General features: G+C 67.4%; 16 protein-coding genes and 1 pseudogene. 14 read left to right on the top strand and 3 right to left on the bottom strand.

All coding sequences use genetic code 11. From position 1 onward, the window contains the following. Nucleotides 1–269 precede the first annotated feature (269 nt). The 5 genes from ligD to ACP694_RS09990 all read left to right on the top strand — a co-directional run bounded on the left by ligD (nucleotide 270) and on the right by ACP694_RS09990 (nucleotide 7,300). A complete protein-coding gene (gene ligD / locus ACP694_RS10010) occupies nucleotides 270–2,963 on the top strand; it encodes a DNA ligase D (protein WP_426012558.1) in 2,694 nt (897 codons plus the stop codon). Nucleotides 2,964–3,188: 225 nt separating this feature from the next. Then, entirely contained in the window at nucleotides 3,189–3,986 is a 798-nt protein-coding gene (gene otsB, locus ACP694_RS10005; protein ID WP_426011998.1) for a trehalose-phosphatase, read from the top strand. After that, entirely contained in the window at nucleotides 3,983–5,440 is a 1,458-nt protein-coding gene (locus ACP694_RS10000) for an alpha,alpha-trehalose-phosphate synthase (UDP-forming) (protein WP_426011995.1), read from the top strand. The genes otsB and ACP694_RS10000 overlap by 4 nt, the downstream gene beginning before the upstream one ends. 1 nt (nucleotide 5,441) lies before the next feature. After that, nucleotides 5,442–6,308 carry a Ku protein gene (locus ACP694_RS09995; protein WP_426011993.1) on the top strand — a complete coding sequence of 289 codons (867 nt, stop codon included), beginning with the start codon at nucleotides 5,442–5,444 and terminating at the stop codon, nucleotides 6,306–6,308. Between the two features lie 101 nt (nucleotides 6,309–6,409). Continuing rightward, nucleotides 6,410–7,300 carry an alpha/beta fold hydrolase gene (locus ACP694_RS09990; protein WP_426011992.1) on the top strand — a complete coding sequence of 297 codons (891 nt, stop codon included), beginning with the start codon at nucleotides 6,410–6,412 and terminating at the stop codon, nucleotides 7,298–7,300. Nucleotides 7,301–7,400: 100 nt separating this feature from the next. Here ACP694_RS09990 and ACP694_RS09985 read toward each other — a convergent pair whose 3' ends face one another. Then, complete coding sequence (locus ACP694_RS09985; RefSeq protein ID WP_426011990.1) at nucleotides 7,401–8,423, bottom strand: acyltransferase family protein; 1,023 nt, start codon at nucleotides 8,421–8,423, stop codon at nucleotides 7,401–7,403. Between the two features lie 729 nt (nucleotides 8,424–9,152). On the opposite strand from ACP694_RS09985, the pseudogene ACP694_RS09980 reads away from it, so the two are divergent. The 7 genes and pseudogenes from ACP694_RS09980 to ACP694_RS09950 all read left to right on the top strand — a co-directional run. After that, nucleotides 9,153–9,248, top strand: a pseudogene (locus tag ACP694_RS09980) (ArsR family transcriptional regulator); the annotation flags it as partial. A 182-nt stretch (nucleotides 9,249–9,430) separates the two neighbouring features. Continuing rightward, entirely contained in the window at nucleotides 9,431–10,699 is a 1,269-nt protein-coding gene (locus ACP694_RS09975) for a TCR/Tet family MFS transporter (RefSeq protein ID WP_426011989.1), read from the top strand. A 24-nt stretch (nucleotides 10,700–10,723) separates the two neighbouring features. Then, nucleotides 10,724–12,145: a Do family serine endopeptidase gene (locus tag ACP694_RS09970; protein ID WP_426011987.1), complete on the top strand. Its 1,422-nt coding sequence runs from the start codon at nucleotides 10,724–10,726 to the stop codon at nucleotides 12,143–12,145. A gap of 105 nt (nucleotides 12,146–12,250) precedes the next feature. Then, entirely contained in the window at nucleotides 12,251–13,552 is a 1,302-nt protein-coding gene (locus ACP694_RS09965; protein ID WP_426011986.1) for a replication-associated recombination protein A, read from the top strand. Continuing rightward, nucleotides 13,549–14,322, top strand: a complete 774-nt coding sequence (locus ACP694_RS09960; RefSeq protein WP_426011984.1) for a hypothetical protein — start codon at nucleotides 13,549–13,551, stop codon at nucleotides 14,320–14,322. Before ACP694_RS09965 ends, ACP694_RS09960 begins: the two co-directional genes overlap by 4 nt. Beyond that, on the top strand, nucleotides 14,319–15,137 hold the full coding sequence (locus tag ACP694_RS09955) for an RluA family pseudouridine synthase (RefSeq protein ID WP_426011982.1): 819 nt from the start codon (nucleotides 14,319–14,321) through the stop codon (nucleotides 15,135–15,137). The genes ACP694_RS09960 and ACP694_RS09955 overlap by 4 nt, the downstream gene beginning before the upstream one ends. 21 nt (nucleotides 15,138–15,158) lie before the next feature. Beyond that, complete coding sequence (locus tag ACP694_RS09950; RefSeq protein WP_426011980.1) at nucleotides 15,159–15,656, top strand: CC0125/CC1285 family lipoprotein; 498 nt, start codon at nucleotides 15,159–15,161, stop codon at nucleotides 15,654–15,656. A gap of 3 nt (nucleotides 15,657–15,659) precedes the next feature. Here ACP694_RS09950 and ACP694_RS09945 read toward each other — a convergent pair whose 3' ends face one another. Then, a complete protein-coding gene (locus ACP694_RS09945) occupies nucleotides 15,660–16,907 on the bottom strand; it encodes a hypothetical protein (protein ID WP_426011979.1) in 1,248 nt (415 codons plus the stop codon). Between the two features lie 200 nt (nucleotides 16,908–17,107). Here ACP694_RS09945 and crcB point away from each other — a divergent pair, with 200 nt between their 5' ends. Together crcB and ACP694_RS09935 are read left to right on the top strand one after the other, a co-directional pair. After that, nucleotides 17,108–17,494: a fluoride efflux transporter CrcB gene (crcB, locus tag ACP694_RS09940; RefSeq protein ID WP_426011977.1), complete on the top strand. Its 387-nt coding sequence runs from the start codon at nucleotides 17,108–17,110 to the stop codon at nucleotides 17,492–17,494. Then, complete coding sequence (locus ACP694_RS09935) at nucleotides 17,491–18,480, top strand: RluA family pseudouridine synthase (RefSeq protein WP_426011975.1); 990 nt, start codon at nucleotides 17,491–17,493, stop codon at nucleotides 18,478–18,480. The genes crcB and ACP694_RS09935 overlap by 4 nt, the downstream gene beginning before the upstream one ends. Before the next feature lies 1 nt (nucleotide 18,481). Here the strand turns inward: ACP694_RS09935 and ACP694_RS09930 are convergent, their stop codons facing one another. Further along, the gene (locus ACP694_RS09930) at nucleotides 18,482–19,045 is read right to left on the bottom strand and encodes a DUF1501 domain-containing protein (RefSeq protein ID WP_426011973.1); all 564 of its coding nucleotides are present in this window, start codon (nucleotides 19,043–19,045) and stop codon (nucleotides 18,482–18,484) included. Between the last annotated feature and the right edge of the window lie 46 nt (nucleotides 19,046–19,091).

Here is a 19,091-nt window from a genome sequence, read left to right as displayed (position 1 = left end):
TCGGCGTGATCGCGGTGCGCTGTCCGCTCCCCGAGAAGGAGATGCTGATCGAGGTCGCGCCCGAACGGTTCTTCGACGATGACCACTATCGCGGCTTTCCCGCCGTGCTGGTGCAGCTCGACAGGGTGGACGAGGATGAATTGGCGGATTTGCTGGCCCGCGCCTGGCGCATTCAGGCGCCCAAGGCGCTAGTCAAGCGGATCGACGCCGCGCGCTCCGGAACCGGCGGACCGGGCGGCGATTTCTCCTCGCAGACAAGGAGCGTCGCCATGGCCGAGGGCCAACTCGCAGAGTATCGCCGCAAACGTGACTTCCAGAAGACTGCCGAGCCCAGCGGCGAGCAGGCGGTGGCCGCCGCGCCCCATGCCCGGTTCGTGATCCAGAAGCACGAGGCCACGCGTCTACACTATGATTTCCGGCTGGAGATCGACGGGGTGCTGAAATCCTGGGCCGTGACTCGTGGCCCGTCTCTGGACCCCGCCGACAGGCGGCTGGCGGTCGAGGTTGAGGACCATCCGCTCGGCTATGGGGACTTCGAAGGCACCATTCCGCAGGGCCAGTATGGCGGAGGAACGGTGCAGCTGTGGGACCGAGGCTACTGGACGCCCGAGGCGGGTTTCGAAGACATCGGCAAGGCGCTGAAGAAGGGCGAACTGAAGTTCGTGCTCGAGGGCGAGCGGCTGCACGGCTCCTGGGTGCTCGTGCGGATGAACCGGGACCGCAACGCCAAGGACGGCAAGAGCAAGCGGCCCAACTGGCTGCTGATCAAGCATAAGGACGACGCCGCCCAGCCGGGGAAGGGCGGGGCCCTACTGGAGGACGACGCCTCGATCGCCTCGGGCCGGACCATGGCCGACATCGCCGCCGGTAAGGGCAAGGGGCCCAAGCCGTTCATCCTGAAGTCCAAGGGCACGAAGGACGCGGTGTGGACCTCGCGGACCAAGGCCGGGCGGGAGACCCTGCAGGCCGATGCGGAAGAGACGCCGACGTTCGCCAAACCCGTTGAACCCAAATCCGAGCCCAAGGCCAAATCCAAGGTCAGCAAACCAAAGGCCAAGCTCCAGATCCTGCCCGACTTCATCGAGCCGCAGCTCTGCAAGGCCCTGGACCGCCCGCCGGCCGGCCCCGGCTGGGCGCATGAGATCAAGTTCGACGGCTACCGCGTCCAACTGCGCGTCGAGGGCGGCCGGGCCACCCTGCGCACGCGCAAGGGCCTGGACTGGACCGCCAAGTTTACCTCCATCGCCAAGGCCGCCGCGGATCTGCCCGATAGCATCCTCGATGGCGAGGTGGTGGCCTTGGACGCCGCTGGCCAGCCTGACTTCGCTGGCCTGCAGGCGGCGCTGTCGGACGGGAATACCATTGACCTGATCTTCTTCGCCTTCGACCTGCTGACCGACAAAGGCGGGGACCTTCGCGACCTGCCGCTACGCGAGCGCAAGGCGCGACTGAAAGCGATGATGGAGCCGGACGAGCCACGCCTGCGCTTCGTCGATCACTTTGAGACGGCCGGCGACGCGGTGCTGCTGTCGGCCTGCAAGCTCGACTTGGAGGGCATCATTTCCAAGCGGCTGGACGCACCCTATCGCTCCGGCCGCAGCGACAGCTGGATGAAGGCCAAGTGCCGCGCGGGCCATGAGGTGGTGATCGGCGGCTACACCACCACCGGCAGCGCCTTCCGGTCGCTGATCGCCGGCGTCTATCGCGAGGGCAAGCTGGCCCATGTGGGCCGGATCGGCACTGGCTTTCGCCGCGACAAGGTCGGCAAGCTGCTGCCGCGCCTGAAGGCGCTGGAGACTGACAAGTCGCCGTTCGAAGGCAAGGGCGCGCCGCGCAAGGCCGACAACGTCCATTGGGTGAAGCCCGAACTGGTGGCCGAGATCGAATATGCCGGCTTCACTGGCGATGGTTCGATCCGCCAGGCCTCGTTCAAGGGTCTGCGCGAGGACAAGCCGGCCGCCGAAGTCGAGGCCGAGGTCCCGGCCTCCGCCGAGACCGCCGAGCTGGCGACGCCGGTCCCCAAGGCCGTGCCCCAGGCCACAAGCAAGACCGCTCCGACCACGATCTCGACCGCCAAGACCGACAGCATCGTGATGGGCGTGACCATCTCCAAGCCCGACAAGGCCCTCTGGCCCGATGTCGATGGAACGCCGGGGACCAAGATCGACCTTGCCCGCTATATGGAAGCGGTCGGGCCCTGGATGTTGCCGCACCTCAAGGGCCGGCCGGCCTCGATCATCCGCGTGCCCGACGGCATCGGCGGCGAGGCCTTCTTCCAGCGCCATGCCATGCGCGGGATGTCCTCGCTGATCGAGCTGACCACCGTGAAGGGCGACAAGCAGCCCTACATCCAGTTCGACCGGCTCGAGGCCCTGATCGCCGCCGCCCAGATCGCCGCCGTCGAGATCCATCCCTGGAATTGCCAGCCGGGCGACCCCGAAGTGGCCGGCCGGCTGGTCTTCGACCTCGACCCCGCGCCGGGCGTCACCTTCCAGGATGTCATCGACGGAGCCCGCGAGGTCCGCGACCGGCTGGAGGAGGTGGGGCTGGTCAGCTTCTGCAAGACCACCGGCGGCAAGGGCCTGCATATCGTCACGCCCCTATCCGACAAGGTGCCGTGGGACTTGGCCAAGACTTTCGCCCGCGAGGTCTGCGCTCGCATGGCCGCCGATGCGCCGGACAAGTACCTGATCACCATGAGCAAGAAGGCGCGGGAGGGGCGGATCTTCCTCGACTACCTGCGTAACGACCGCACCAGCACCGCCGTCGCACCGCTTTCGGCGAGAGCCAGGCCGGGCGGGACAGTGTCGATGCCTCTCAACTGGACTCAGGTGAAGGCGGGCCTCGATCCCACGAAGTACACGATCCGCAGCGTTCCCGGCTTGCTCGCCAAGAGCACGGCTTGGGAGGACTATTTTGACGCCGCCAAACCGCTGAAGGCGGCGATCAAGCGGCTGGAGTAGGGGGTGGGGCGCGGGCGCTCTGGGTCATGGAAGTGACAGCTGCGCAAAACGGCGGCGATGACGACCATGAGGCCGTAGTCTTTGCGATTTCGAGAGCTGTCGCACCTTCGGTCTCGCACAGCGACGTGAGCGCATCGTGACCGAGCTTCGCCGCAGCGCAACGGATCGAAACGGCTGTCCAGTGCGTTTCTCAAGCCTGTAGTCTTCGGAGAGGGCCTTATCGCCATGACCGCGTTTGGGTCAGCCGTTCGGCATGCGTCGGATGATTTGCCACCACCCCCTGTCGCCTTGCCGCCCCACGCGGCCCTTTTTCTCGACCTTGATGGCACGCTAGCCCCGATCATGCCCCGGCCTGAACAGGTTGGCCCTGACGCGCGCCGCGCGGCGCTGCTCGACGACCTGACCCGCGCCTTGGACGGCCGCGTGGCGGTGGTCAGCGGCCGCGCGCTGAAGGACCTTGATCGCATTCTGGAAGGCCGCGTTCCGGCCATCGCCGCCGTCCACGGCCTTGTCCGCCGGGGCGCCCACGGCGTGGAGTGCGCTAAACCGCACGCCCACCTCGACTATGCGCGCGGCGTGCTGCGCGATCTGGCCCGCAGCGACAAGGGCCTGTTGTTCGAAGACAAGGGTCTCAGCGTAGGCCTGCACTATCGCAATGCGCCCTCCGCCGCCGAGGCCGTGATCGAGGCCGCCGAACGCTTGGCCCAGTCCTCCGAACTGGTCCTGCAACTGGGTGACATGGTCGCCGAGCTGCGAACCCCCGGCCAGGACAAGGGCAAGTCGGTGTCGGCTTTCCTGCGCGAGGCGCCGTTCGACGGGGCCTGCCCGGTCTTCGTGGGCGACGATCTGACCGACGAGGACGGCTTCGCCGCCGCCGCCCGCCTAGGCGGCTATGGCGTGCTAGTCGGGCCGGAGCGTCCGACCCAGGCAGTCTATCGTCTGGAAGACTGCGGAGCCGTGCTCGACTGGCTGAGCGTCGCCCTTGGAGCCGGGGGCGCCGGGGGCGGGAGGAGCGTCGCATGAGCCGCCTGATCGTCGTCTCCAACCGCGTCAATCCGCCCACCGGCAAGGGCGACGAAAGCGTCGGCGGCCTAGCCATGGCCCTAGGCGCGGCCTTGCGCGAATATTCCGGCATCTGGTTTGGCTGGAGCGGCAAGACCACCGAGACGTTCACCGGCCAGCTGAACATGCAGAAGGCTGACGGGGTGACGGTGGCCACCGTGGATCTCGAGGAGAACGACTACCAGGAATATTACAACGGCTATGCCAACAAGACCCTGTGGCCGCTGTTCCACTATCGCGTCGATCTGACCGCTTATGACCGCTCGTTCGGCGAGGGCTATGACCGGGTCAACAAGCGCTTCGCCGAGACCTTGCTGCCGCTGATCGAGCCCGACGACATCATCTGGGTGCACGACTACCACCTGATCCCGATGGCGCGGGAGCTGCGCCGGCTTGGCGTGACCAACCGGATCGGCTTTTTCCTGCACATCCCGTGGCCCGCTCACCAGCTGGTGGTGACCCTTCCGCGCCATAGGCCGCTGGTCGAGGCGATGTTCCATTACGACCTGATCGGCTTCCAGACCGAGGAGAGCGTCCAGGCCTTCGAGGGCTATGTGTTCAACGAGGTGGGCGGCGAGCGCACCGATGATGGGCGGCTGACGGCCTTCGGCCAGACCACCCAGGCTGGCGCCTTCCCGATTGGCATCGACGCGGCCGACTTCGACCGCATCAAGGACAGCTTCCGCGCCAACCGGGTCTATGACCGGCTCATGGCCCACAGCGTGTTTCGCAAGATGATCGTTGGCGTTGATCGCCTAGATTATTCCAAGGGACTGGAAGAACGGTTGATCGGCTTCGAGCGGTTCCTGCACGACAATGACGAGGCCCGTCGCGAGGTCATGCTGCTGCAGATCGCCCCGATCTCGCGCGACGAGGTCGGGGCCTACCAGGACCTGCGCGGGCGGCTAGACGGGCTGATCGGGCGGATCAACGGCGCCTATGCCGACATGGACTTCAATCCGATCCGCTACCTCAATCGCAGCTATCGCCGCGACGAGCTGGCCGGGGTCTATCGCGCTGCCAAGGCTGCCCTGGTTACCCCCCTGCGTGACGGCATGAATCTGGTGGCCAAGGAATATGTCGCCTCGCAAAACGCTGACGATCCGGGCGTGCTGATCCTCTCGCGCTTCGCCGGCGCGGCACGGCAGCTGAAGGAGGCGTTGATCATAAACCCCAACAGCCCCGAAGAGATATCCGACGCCTTGAGCCGAGCTCTGAGCATGGATCTGGCCGATCGCAAGCGCCGCTGGGAAGCATTGATCGACAATGTCACCCGCCACGACGTCACCGCCTGGCGAGACGACTTCGTCTCGGCGCTGCGCGAGCCGCCCCACATGACGACAAGGGAGGCCGCCTTGCCCAAGGCCGCCAACGAAACACCAGCCCTGGCTGTCCGGGCCGGAGGGAGAGCATGACATGGCCGCGAGACCCACTTGGCAAGGCCATCTGCGCCTCTCATTGGTCACCTGCCCGGTAGCGATGTACACGGCGACCAGCCCCGGCGGCGAGGTGCGCTTCAATCTGCTGCATCCCAAGACCCACAACCGGATCAAGATGATCGCCACCGACCCCGAGTTGGGCCCGGTTGATCGCGCCGACCTTGTCAAGGGCTACGAATACGAGAAGGACCACTATGTGATCCTGACGCCCGAGGAGATCGAGAGCGTCCGCCTGGAAAGCACGCGCGTCATCGACATCGAGCGCTTCGTCGACGCCGGCGACATCGACCGGCTCTATTGGGACAATCCCTATTTCCTGGTGCCAGACGGCAAGCTGGCGCTGGACGCCTACACGGTGATCCGTGACGCCATGGCCGGCGCGGGCAAGATCGCCCTGGGCCGGGTGGTGATGCACACTCGCGAGCGCCTGATGGCCATCGAGCCGCGCGATAACGGTCTCATCGCCTACACCCTGCGCAGCCATGACGAGGTGCGCGACTCCCGCGAACTGTTCGACGACATCCCTGACCGCAAGGCCGATCCCCAGATGGTGGCCATCGCCGAGAAGATCATCGAACAGCAGGAAGGTCCCTTCGACCCCAGCCAATTCAAGGACCGCTACGAGGACGCCCTGCGCGCCCTGATCGCGCAGAAGGAAAAGGGCGGCAAGTCCAAGGTCACGGTCGAGGAGCCAGACAACACCAATGTCGTCGATCTGATGGAGGCCCTGCGCAAGAGCCTGGGCCAGAAGCCCGGCATGGCGGCGGTCAAGCTGGCGGCCAAGAAGGAGCCCGCCGCCAAGGCGCCCACCAAAAAGGCTCCGGCGCGCAAGAACGCCTCTTGAGGCGCGCGGCATTTGCCCTGCATCGCGATGGGGCGTTTGATCCTCGTCCGGGAGGACGTGTGATTCACAGGCTTCGCATTTTTCTGCCCGTGGCATTGGCCGTGGCGCTTTCCGGGTGCGCCACGGCGGCCCGACAGGAGCTGGCGCGTGAGAGGGCCGCCGTGCTGGAGTGCCAAGGCCAGCGCACCGCGCGGCCGACGGTGATCCTTGAAGCCGGAGCGTTCGGCGGCGTGGCCGACTGGACCTTGGTCGAGCGCGACCTCGCAAAGCGCGGCCGGGTTTGCGCCTATGACCGCGTTGGCCTTGGCCTCGCGCCGCTGGAGGTCGAAGCCATCGACCGCTCGCCGGTGGCGATCGCCCGGCGTCTGGAGGCCTTGGTCTCCCAGGAGGAAGGCGACAGGCCGGTAATCCTGGCGGGCCACTCCAACGGCGGACTCTATGTCGAGGCCTTCGCCCGGCTGTGGCCCCAACGAACGGCTGGCCTGCTGCTGGTCGATGCGGTCGGAACCGACGTACAGAACCATCCACTGGCCTTGGCTGACCTTGAAAAGGAGCGACAGCTCACCGGCCTGGCGCCGTTCGCCCGCGCGACGGGCCTGTCGCGCCTGGGCCCTTGGCTGAGCGAGATCCATCCGCCGGCCGAGGCCGCAGCGCGCCGTGAGCTGACCTGGACCCGCCGCTCCAGCACTCACGCGGCTTCCGAAGAGGTGCAGGCTATCGTCGCGGGTCTCAAGGCAGTGGACATCTTGCCGCCGCTGCGTCTGACCATCCCGGTGGCGGTGATCGTCGCGAGCCGTCGTCCGACCGCGCCGCTGGATCGCGACTGGAGAGCCGCCCAGGTGGCGATCGCCGATCGCGCCTGCCGTTCGGTGGTGGTCGACGCTTGGTCGAGCCATACCTCGATCCTCGACGCTCAGCGCGATTATGTCGTTGCCCTGGTCGATTGGCTTAACGGCGGCCAACCCCGGGCGGGCAAGCACGGCTGCGGCTAGAGAATTTTTCGAGCGAAGTGGTTCCGGTTCGCGTGAAGAAAAATGCGTCAAAACAAAAGATTAGAGCTCACGGCCTGGCGCAGTCAGGTCGGGAAATGCTCTAGCGCCCCAATCCGCTCAGCCACCTCCGCAGGGGCGCGTCGTAGAACTGCGAGGCGATCCAGGCGATCAGCGGGGTGAAGACCAGCGCCGCGCCGCAGAACCACAGGGGGAACCACGCCGGTTCGCCTTGCGCATAGATCCGCATCATCATCGCCCAAGCCGCCCAGTGCAGGGCGTAGAGCGGATAGGAGAGATCACCCGCGCCACGACACAAAGCGCCGAGCCGGCCGTTAGGGTCGTGGGCGCCCATGCACACCAGCACCGGGAACAGCAGCGCCACGCAGGCTAGGTCGTAGAACTCGTTGCGCGGCGTGAGCGGCGCGAACAGGGCGGCGGCGAGCAGAACCACCGGGATCACAAGACCCGACCCTGGGGCCCTATGGCGATAGCGCCAGGCCAGCCAGCCCAGGGTGAAGCTGAAGGTCGACCGCGCCAGTCCGATCCAGAAGGTCGCGCGATCCCAGCCGGTCTCGATCCCATGCATGCCCAGGGCGCCCCACAGCATGACCGCGAAACAGACGATCAGGATGGTCGCCAGCCCGGCGCTCGGCATGCGCCGGACCGGGAACCACAGGGCGCTGATCAGCACCTCGAAAAATAGCGACCAGGCCGGCGGATTGAACGGGAACAGGCTGGGAAAGGTCCCGTAGGGCGTGGGGTCCAGCCGCGGGATCAGCAACAGGCCGCGTGTCAGGTTCAGCCAGACCGGCGGGCTGTGCCGGGCAGTAAGGATCGCGCCCATGAAGGTCGCCAGCACCAGCATTGGCCAGATCCGCACGACGCGGATCCAGAGATAAGAAAGCCAGCCGATGTCGCGCCGTTGGAACGCGTGGGCCAGCACGAAGCCGCTGAGGCAGAAGAAAAAATCCACCGCCAGATAGCCGTGGGCCACCACGCCCTTGCGTCCCGACCAGTCGGTGACGTGGTAGAGGAGCACCCCCGCCGCCGCCACGGCGCGCAGGCCGTCAAGGGCGGCGAATCTCTGCGTCTTTTGCTCAATCACCCGCTGCGTCCATAGCATGGAGGTTTGAGTGATGAGCGGGCCTAGAGCAAGCCGCGACCGTCCGCTCCTGCGGCTTGCCCTAATCGAGAAGCTGGACCCGAACGCCCAATTCCGCCGCCGCCAGCGCCAGGCGATTGTCCAGGGTTACGCAAAAAGTCTTCCCGGCGGCACGTGGCGGCGTGAAGCGCGCTGCTGACCTCTTCGATCGTGGGTGGGTACGATGACGCCGGCGTCCAAATAGACGCTCAAGCCTCGGGGTTCTCGTAAAGCTCGTTGAGCAGATCAGCGGAGCTGATCCCGGCTGGCTTTCGCGCCTGACGGCGGGCACGCAGCCAGGCATAGGTCGCCTGCGGGGTCCCAGGAGCACGCGCCGCGATCGCCCGCAGCACGGCGACAGGCTTACCGCGCCGTGGGATGATGACCTCTTCGCCTTCAGCGCGCGGTCGATCAGTCGAGGCAGGCAGTATCGACGCCCATTGCGAACGGGCGCGGGCTGCGGGGGCCGAGATCCTGATGGAGCCGGCCGATCAGTTCTATGGCGACCGCACCTATCGTTGCCCCGACCCGGAGGCCCATTATCTGGGCCGTGGGCGCGCCGGTCAGGACCGTCACCCAGCAGGAGGCCGAGGCGGACTCGGGACTGAAAGTCATCCAAGGCTGGGTGTGACCGCGACCATGACGCCCGGCGATTTCCGCCGTTTGGCCCTCACCTTACCCGGGGCGATCGAGAGCGCGCACATCCAGGGCCCGCGTCGAGCAGGCGAACTGGCCCAGGCCACCAGCCTGACCGCGCCGGCCATCAGCCGCCATCTGCGCGCCCTTCGCCAGGCGGGGCTGGTGGAGTAAACCCGCGTGACCGTCGAGCATCGCGGCTGGGACACTGTGCCGATCGAGCACGTGGCGCGCGCCGCTTCCCCGACGGCGTGTTCCTGCGCCGGCACGGCGAGTGGTGGCAGGCGCTGCTGACAGGTCTGGCCATTCGCGCTGCTATGGGTTCAAAGGAAGACGCCGGGGGAGGGCGACGCATGACCAAGACCATCAGCAAGACCCACCGTCAGGCGGCGCTGGGCTTCATTTTCGTCACCGCCAGCCTCGACGTGCTGTCGCTGGGGGTGATGATCCCGGTGCTGCCCGAGCTGATGAAGCGCTTCAACGGCGGCGACACCGCCTCGACCGCGCTATGGATCGTGCTGTTCGCCACGACCTGGGGCGTGATGCAGTTCTTCTGCGCGCCGATCCTGGGCTTGATGTCCGACCGTTTCGGCCGCCGGCCGGTGATCCTGACCTCGATCTTCGGCCTGGGGATCGACTTCCTGTTCATGGCCTTTGCCCCGACCATCTGGTGGCTGTTCGTCGGCCGGGTGTTCAACGGCATGACCGCCGCCAGCTTCTCGACCGCGGGCGCCTATGTCGCCGACGTCACCAAGCCCGAGGATCGGGCCAAGGGCTTTGGCCTGATGGGGGCGGCGTTCGGGGTGGGCTTCACCTTCGGCCCGGCCCTGGGCGGCTGGCTATGGCATTTCGACCATCGCCTTCCGTTCCTGGTCTGCGCGGCCCTGGCCCTGTGCAACTGGCTGTACGGCTTCTTCGTGCTGCCCGAATCCCTGCCGGTAGAGAAGCGGGTCAAGCGCTTCGACTGGAAGAAGGCCAACCCAATCGGCTCGCTGAACCTCTTGAGGAGCAAGCCCAACCTGCTGGGCCTGGCCGGTGTCGGCTTCCTGTTCCAGCTGTCGCACAACGTGCTGCCCAGCGTCTTTGTGCTCTATATGGGCTATCGCTATCATTGGCCGGTCAATGTCATCGGCCTGACCCTGATGGGCAGCGGCATCGCCGGCATCTTGATGCAGACCGTCGTGGTTGGCCCCGTCGTCAAGGCGGTCGGAGAGCGCGGGGCGCTGCTGATGGGCCTGTTCTTGGGCGCGGTGGGCTTCATGATCTACGGCCTGGCGCCGACGGGTTGGCTCTATCTCTGCGGCCTGCCGATCTTCGCCTTCAGCGGCTTGATCCAACCGGGGCTTCAGGGCCTGATGACCCGCCGTGTCGAGCCGTGGGAGCAGGGCCAACTGCAGGGGGCGAACTCCGCCATGATGGGCATCACGGCCATCGTCGGGCCGTCGCTCTATCTGTTCCCCTTCGCCTGGGCGGTTCGCCATGACGCCACCTTGCACATGCCCGGCCTGCCGGTGCTGATCGCCGCGACCCTGATGCTGGGGGCGGTTGTTCTGGCCTATCGCTATGCGCGACCGTTGGCGGCCATCAATGCGCCCGAAAGCTCAGCTGATTTGGCAGGCTGAGTTTCACGGAGTCGCCAAACCCCCATGCGATCCTATCGCGTCCTGCTTCCCGCCCTGGCCGTGCTGGCCGCCTGCTCGCCGCAGGGGGCGTCGAAGGCCCAGTCGATCCCCGACTTGGCCCAGCCCACCCGTCGGGTTCCCACCGACCCGATGTCGATGAAGGCTTCGTTCTCGCCTGTGGTGAAGAAGACCGCCCCGGCCATCGTCAATGTCGCCAGCCGGCGCGTCGTGCGTCAACAGGCCGATCCGTTCTGGGACTTCTTCATGGGCGGCGGCGGCGGTGCGCCGCGCGAACAGGTGCAGGGCTCGCTCGGCTCGGGCGCCATCGTCCGCGCCGACGGGGTGATCATCACCAATCACCACAATATCGAGGGTATGAGCGACGTCACCGTCCAACTCGCCGACCGCCGAGAGTTTTCAGCCACGGTGCTGCTGGACGACCCGCGCGCCGACCTCGCCGTTCTGAAGATCGACACCAAGGGCGAGCGCCTGCCGGTGATCGCTATCGACGACCAGGAACAGCTGGAGGTCGGCGACCTGGTCCTGGCCCTGGGCAATCCGTTCGGCGTCGGCCAGACCGTGACCAACGGCATCGTCTCGGCCCTGGCTCGCACCGATGTGGGCGCGGCCGAGTTCGGGAGCTACATCCAGACCGACGCCGCGATCAATCCCGGCAATTCCGGGGGGCCGTTGGTCGATATGGACGGCGACCTGATCGGCGTGAACACCTTCATCATCTCGCGCTCGGGCTCGTCCAGCGGCGTCGGCTTCGCCATTCCGGCCGCCGTGGTGCGCCAGGTGGTGAGCACAGCCCTGGGCGGCGGCCACAGCGTGGTCCGGCCCTGGCTAGGCGTGAAGGGCCAGCCCGTGACCGGCGAGATCGCCAAGAGCCTGGGCCTGGCCACGCCGCGCGGCGTTGTGCTGTCCGACGTCTATCCCGGCGGCTCGGCCCAGCGGGCGGGTCTGCGCGAGGGTGACGTGATCCTCTCCATCGACGGCCAAGCCGTGAACGACGAGGGCGGCGGCGCCTTCGCCATCGGCACCCACAAGGTCGGCGACCGGGTCTCGGTGATAATCAACCGCGGCGGCAAGGAACAGACCCTGACCCTTCGCGCCGAGGCCGCGCCGGAAACTCCGGCCCGCGACGAGCGCGTGCTGAAGGGCCGCAGCCCGTTCGACGGCGCCACCGTCGTCAACCTGTCGCCCGCCGTGGCCCAGGAACTGAGCGTCGATCCCTTCGCTGGACGCGGGGTTCTGGTCACCAAGATCGGCCAGGGCTTTGCCCTGAACGCCGGCCTGCGTCCCGGCGACTTCATCCGTGAGGTCAACGGCAAGGCCATCAACACCACCGCCGAGCTTGACGCCGTCAACAAGGCAGGGGCCTCGGTGTGGGCGGTGACGATCGAACGCGGTGGCCAGCGGATCACGGCGCGGCTGAGGGCGTAGAGCGCGATCTGGGGACACCCACTTAGGGCAAGATCTTTCGCCAAGATCGTACAGGCCGTGTTGTGAGTGTGTGTCCCCGTTCCGTTCACCCTGCTAGAAGAGAGAATGTCCGATCTTTTCCAAGCCGCCGGCCTGACGCCTCACGCGCCTAGCCCGCTGGCAGACCGCTTGCGTCCCCAGACTCTCGACGAGGTGGTGGGGCAGGAACACCTGCTGGGTCCCGATGGCCCGATCGGCCGGATGGCCGCGGCCCACCGCCTGGCCTCGATGATCCTGTGGGGCCCGCCCGGCACGGGCAAGACCACAATCGCCCGCCTGCTGGCCAAGGCTGGCGGCTACGAGTTCCAGCAGATCTCGGCGGTATTTTCCGGCGTCGCCGACCTGAAGAAGGCTTTCGAGCAGGCTCGCGTGCGTCGCCATGCCGGCCAGAGCACCCTGCTGTTCGTCGATGAAATCCACCGCTTCAACCGCGCCCAGCAGGACGGTTTCCTGCCGTTCGTGGAAGAAGGGATCGTTACCTTGGTGGGCGCCACCACCGAGAACCCGTCGTTCGAGCTGAACGGCGCTCTGCTGTCGCGCTGCCAGGTCTTTGTGCTCAAGCGGCTGGACGAGGAGGCGCTGGAGGCGCTGCTGGTCAAAGCCGAGCATGCTGAGGGCCGCAAGCTGCCCCTGAACGACGACGCCCGCGCCACGCTTGTGGCCATGGCCGACGGCGACGGGCGTTACCTGCTGACCCTGACCGAGACCCTGCTAGCGGTCGGCGCGGACACGCCGCTGAACCCCACTCAACTGGGCCAGTTCCTGCAGAAGCGCCGGCCGGCCTATGACAAGAACCGCGAGGACCACTACAATCTGGTCTCCGCGCTCCATAAGTCGGTGCGCGGCAGCGATCCGGACGCGGCGCTCTACTGGCTGGCGCGGATGCTGGAGGGCGGCGAGGACCCGCTGTTCATCGCCCGCCGCCTGGTGCGCATGGCGTCGGAGGACATCGGCGCGGCCGATCCTCTGAGCCTGCTGCTGACCACGGCGGCCAAGGACGCCTATGACTTCCTCGGCAGTCCCGAGGGCGAATTGGCCCTGGCCCAGGCCGTGGTCCACATGGCCAGCGCGCCCAAGTCCAACGCCGTCTACATGGCCTACAAGGCCGCCCGCCGCGCGGCCAAGGAGACCGGCAGCCTGCCGCCGCCCGCCCACATCCTCAACGCCCCGACCAAGCTGATGAAGACCCTGGGCTATGGCGACGGCTACGCCTATGACCACGACGTCGAGGGCGGGGTGTCGGGTCAGAACTACTTTCCGGACGGCATGGCGCGGCCGACCCTCTACGAGCCCAAGCCTGTCGGCGCCGAGGCCAAGGTCAAGGAGCGGCTGGACGCCTGGAACCGCCTGCGGAGAGACGGCAAGTGAAGCTCACGCCTGCGGTCCAGGTGATCGCTCTGCTGTCTGTGGTTCTGCTGCTGGCGGGCGGCGTCTTGCTGTGGCTGGCGCTCGTCACGCCGTGGCACAGCAATTCCAACGCCTATTTCGCCGAGCTTCAAGCCCTGCGCGGCACGTTCTATTTCGGCGACCCCGCGCCCGAGGCCTTCAAGCGGGCGACGATCCAGTTCGACAGGCTGCAGGCCAAGTACGCGACGCACAAATGGCTCTATGCCGACTTGGCCTATGCCTGCGTCACGGTCGGGGCCTTGACCGCCATCGTCGCGGCCCTGGCGGCGCGGTTCGGCGGCCGGCTGCTAGTCACCCAGCGCAACGTCTTCATCGTCATCGGCGTGGCCTTGCTGGCCCTGGTCGCGACCCTGGCGGGCCTGGCGGCCGATCCGCTGCACCGGATGTATCGCGAGCAACTGCCGGAATGGTCCGACGCCATCGCCATTCCGCTGGCGGGCGCGGTGGTGGCGATGATCCCGATCGCCTTGATGACGCTGGTCCTGATCATGACGCCGATTTTCGTGCGGCGCAGGGCACGGGGGCCCTTGCTGGTGCTCAGCCGGCCGCCGCACTGGCAGGCCACGGTGGCTAACCTCGTCTACGCCCTGCCGCTCGCCTTCGCGATATTCCTGTTGAGCAGCTTCGGCTCGCGCGGCGGCTGGGCGCTGGTCCCGGCGGGTCTGATACTGCTGTGGCTGTTCCTGAACGCGCGCGCGCTGTGGATCGCCCCGAAGGAGGAGGCGGCATGAACCGTCCGTCGCGTCGCCCGCCCTTGGCCCCCAAGCCCAAGGCCTCCGACACCCCCGTCGTTCTGACGCCCGCCGAGATCGAGTACACAAAGTCCTTGGTCATCCACGAGGACGACAGCGTCTTCGTGCTCAACAAGCCGGCCGGTCTCTCCAGCCAAGGCGGACGCATCCAGGCCCATACGCTGGACGACCTGCTGTGGGCCCTGGCGCGGCGCGACCGGGCTCGGCCTCGGCTGGTCCACCGGCTGGACCGCGACACCTCGGGCGTGATCCTCACCGCCCGCACCAAGCCGGCCGCGAGCTTTCTGGGCAAGGCCCTGATGGGTAAGCGGTTCCGCAAGACCTACCTGGCCATCGTCACGCCCGCCGCGCCCGAGCCGCGCGGCGGGCAGATCGACGCGCCCCTGCGCCGCGAGTCGATCGGTCGCGAGGCCTATATGCGCGTCTGCGATGAAGGCCATCCCGACGCCGAGACCGCCCGCAGTCGCTACAAGACCCTGGCGGCCACAACAGGCGCGGCCTTGGTCGAGCTGTCTCCCGACACCGGCCGAATGCACCAACTGCGGGTCCATATGGCCTCGATCGGTCGGCCGATCGCGGGCGACAGCCGCTATGGCGGGGCGCTGATGCTGGGCGGTGCGCCCGTGCCGCGGCTGATGCTGCACGCGGTCAGCCTGGTCTTCCCACATCCCGAGGGGGGTGAGCGGCGGATTTCAGCGCCGATCCCTGACGACATGCGCGCGGTTCTGGATAGGCTGGGCCTCGCGGTTCCGGAACGCGCCGGCCTGGAACAGGGACGGCCGGACGCTCGTTAAGCCTGCCAGGAGACATTCGCCATGAAACGCCTGATCGCGCTCGCCTTTTCCGCCGCAGTCCTTACAGGGTGCGCCTCGTCGCCCACGCTGTACGGGCCGCAGACCGCGCCGCAGGCGGCGGGCTATTCCGAATACCGGCTCGAGGCCGGCCGCTACCGCGTTACCTTCAAGGGCAATCCCGGCGCGCCGGTCAACCAGGTCTCGGATTACGCCCTGCTGCGCGCTGCCGAACTGGCCCTGCGCGACGGCTATGACTGGTTCCGGGTCGCCGACCGCATGACGCAGCAAACCGGCTCGGGCGGCAATTCGGCGATCTCGATCGGCGGCGGCTCGGGTAGCTACGGGCGCAGGAGCGGCGTTGGCGTCGGCCTGGGTACGAGCTTCAACCTCGGCCCTGGGCCGGCGGTCAGCAGCTCGATGGAAGTGGTGTTTGGCAAGGGCCAGCGCCCGCGCGACGCCGACACCTATGACGCCCGCGACATCGTGCGGACCGTCGGGCAGGGGCGGGCGGCTGCTTAACGCCTATCCCGTGATCTTCCTGGCGGCGCTGCTCGCGGAAATCGGATGGGAAGCCCGCAGCGAGGCGTGGGTCAGGCCAGCCGTCTCGGCGGCGGCGAAATAGCCCTCGGCCGGTAGGCCCTGCAGGGCGAGCATCGGCGCCAGGCCCTTGGCGTCGCGACCGAAGGCCATGATCTCGGCGGCGATCTTTTCGGCGGGGCCGACCAGGTCGCTGGCGTCCAAGGTTAAGCCATACAGGCGCGCGTCACGCAGCGACCTCAGCGCTTCCTTCTCGGGCGGCACACGAGCGACGACGCCGCGCGTCAGGGCCTTGAGCAGGCCCACAACCTCCAGCAGACGCCCGGCGGGCGTGCCGCGGGTGACGTCCACCAACTCCATCATCACGCCGCCACGCAGCAGGGCGAGCGAGAGCCCACTGGTGCCGGTCAGCATGTCGCGGCCGCGCTGGGTTCCCAGGGTGCGGAACGAGGCCGGTATGATCAGGTCGGGACGGTCATGACCCTGGGTGGCGCGGGCGAAGACGGCGGCGTATTTCAGGGCCGCCTCGTCGATGAAGGCGGCGTCGCGGTCGGGCAGGCGCGAGACGGCGCGAGCGCTGATCTGCTTGCCCGAGCCCAGGTGCGTGACCACCGGCTCTATGCGAACGGCGGTCGCCACGTTGCGGCGCACGCTGATCATGTGCTCGAGGGTGAAATCGACACGCAAGGCCGCTCCGCTGCCGGTGGTGAAGGCCACCGGCGTGCGACGGGTCTCCTCCAGCGGGTCGACTTCGAAACGCACCGGAGAGAGGGCGCTGTCACGACGGGCCCGTGCGGCCAGCACGACGGCCGCGTCGACCGGACGGCAAACAACGCCGCCGGCTTCTACCCCGATCACCGCGCGCACGCCCAGGTCCGACACCTCGGCCGCGCCCAGCAGGTGGGTCAACACGTCCTCAAGGATTCGCACGCTGGTTGCCTGAGCGGCCAAGCCTTGGTCGTTCTGCATGGCGATCAGGAAATCGTCCTCGCCGATCCGCGCGCGCAGGTCGGCGCGGTCAAGATGTTCGGCCAGCTTGCGCTCGACATAGGTCCAGACGTCGACGCGCTTCTTGTCCCACCAGTCGCCGGCCCAGCGGCGGATCGCCTTGACGCTGATGATGTTGACCGAACCGCGTGCGATCAGGTCCGAACCCGCCAGTCTTTGGAGCACGGGGGCGCTAAGCGCGAGATGCTCGTTTCGGTCGTCCATTGGGCTCGAATCGAAGGGCATGTTCGCCTTGGGGCGGGAGGAGCCCCCAAGATACCTTCCACACGCTTAACGGGCAGTGCAAGAACACGGTTTCCAAAACAGGTTAACGGCGGACGGCGGGGGATAAAAGGACGTTGGCCGATCACCTGTGCGGCGTACTCGCGCAGAGCGGGGCGCCACCCGACTTGGCGTTCGGGCGCGCTCGGCGCATAAGGAGCCCGATGACCAAACTTTTCCTCGTAGCCGTCGGAGGCGCCTTGGGCTCCGTCGCCCGCTATCTGGTCGGTGTTCAGGCCCTGCGCCTGTTCGGGTCGAACTGGCCCTACGGCACCTTCATCGTCAATCTGACGGGCGGACTGCTGACGGGCCTTCTGGCCGCCTTTCTCGCCCTTCGGGGCGGCGCGCAACAAGAACACTGGCGAGTCTTGCTCGGTGTCGGGGTGATGGGCGGCTTCACCACCTTTTCGGCCTTTTCGCTGGAGACCGCGCTGATGATCGAGAAGCGCGCCTACGCCCAGGCCTTTACCTATACGACCGCCAGCGTGCTTCTGTCCGTGGCGGCCATTTTCGCGGGGCTCTTGATCTCCCGCAGGATCTTTTCGGTATGAAAGAAGTTCGCACGCTTTATGTGGACGCTGGCGAAGACGGCGTCCGCGTGGACCGCTGGTTCAAGCGCCGCTGGCCGCACCTGAACCACATCGCGCTCAACAAGCTGTTCCGCTCGGGCCAGGTTCGGGTCGATGGCTCGCGGGTCAAGGGCGACACCAAGCTGACGGCCGGCGCTCAGGTGCGCGTGCCGCCACTGCCCGACGCGCCCGATCCGGACGAGAAGCAGGCCCTGTCCAAGCGCGACATCGCCTTTGCCAAGTCGTTGGTGCTGTATGAGGACGAGGAAGTCCTGGCGCTGAACAAGCCCGCCGGCCTGGCCGTGCAGGGCGGGACCAAGACCACCCACCACATCGACAAGCTGCTCAGCGCCTGGGGCGAGGGCGTCAACCGTCCGCGCCTGGTGCACCGACTGGACCGTGACACCTCCGGCGTGCTGCTGCTGGGCAAGACCCCGGCCGCCGCCGCCAAGCTGTCGGGATCGTTCGCGCGCCGCCGCGCCCAGAAGACCTATTGGGCCATCGTCGCCGGCAATCCGCACCCGGTCGAGGGCGTCATCGAGCTGCATCTGGCCAAGCGTGGGGTTGGCGACCGCGAACTGGTGGTGCCCGCCGAGCCGAAGGATCCAGACGCCCAGCCGGCCGAGACTGAATTCGTCTCGATCAGCCGCGCCGGCCCGCGCGTCACGTGGATGGCCCTGCGCCCGCACACCGGCCGAACGCACCAACTGCGCGCCCACATGAAGGCCATCGGCCACCCCATCCTGGGCGACCCCAAGTACAGCGACGACAAGGCCCTGCAGCTTTCGGAAGGCCTGAAGCTGCAACTTCACGCGCGTTCGATCCTGCTGCCGCACCCCACGGTCGGCACCCTGGCCATCCAGGCGCCGCTGAGTCCCGAGATGAAGGCCGGGTTCGCCAAGTTCGGGTTCTCGGAGGACGAGGCCGAATACGACCCGTTCGCGCGGCGTCAGGTAAAGCGGCGGTAACTCAGACCAGCCCCGTCACCATCTTCGCTGTGGCGCTGTCGGGAAACACCGTCGTCTCCAGCGCCCCCCGATCGACGCCCATGCGTTCGCCCAGCACGCCCTTGAACAGGCCGCGCAGGTCGAGGCTGGGCGCCACGTCGCGGTTCTCGAACAGCGCCGTCTGTTCCAAGGTGGGCCAGTTGCCGATGATGCCGCCGGGCTTCAGCCGGCCGCCCCGCGCCAGGGCGGTGGAGCCGGTGCCGTGGTCGGTGCCGCCGGTGCCGTTGATCCGAGCGGTGCGGCCAAACTCGGTGGCCACGACGACAACGGTGTTGGTCCATTCCGCGCCGAGGCCAATGTTCAGGCCATCCAGTACCGCGTCCAGATAGGAGGGGCGGGTGTTAAGTTGTCCGATCTGGCCGGCGTGGGTGTCCCAGCCGTCCGGCGAGAGAGCGGCGATGCGCGGCCCCCCCTCCTGCTTCATGGAGCCGGCCAAGGTGGAGCCGAGCTTGCGGGCGGCGTCGCGGCCCTGCTGCTGGTTGGCAATGGCCGGCGGTGGCGGGGCCATGACGGCCGGCGACATCATGTTCGGGGCGCGGGCGTCGGTCGAGATCGGGGTCGGCGCGGGATTG

The sequence above is a fragment of the Caulobacter sp. DWR2-3-1b2 genome (assembly GCF_049896345.1).
GTDB lineage: Bacteria > Pseudomonadota > Alphaproteobacteria > Caulobacterales > Caulobacteraceae > Caulobacter.
The sequence above is the reverse complement of the archived record's forward strand: the minus strand, read 5'-3'. Positions and strand labels throughout refer to the sequence as shown.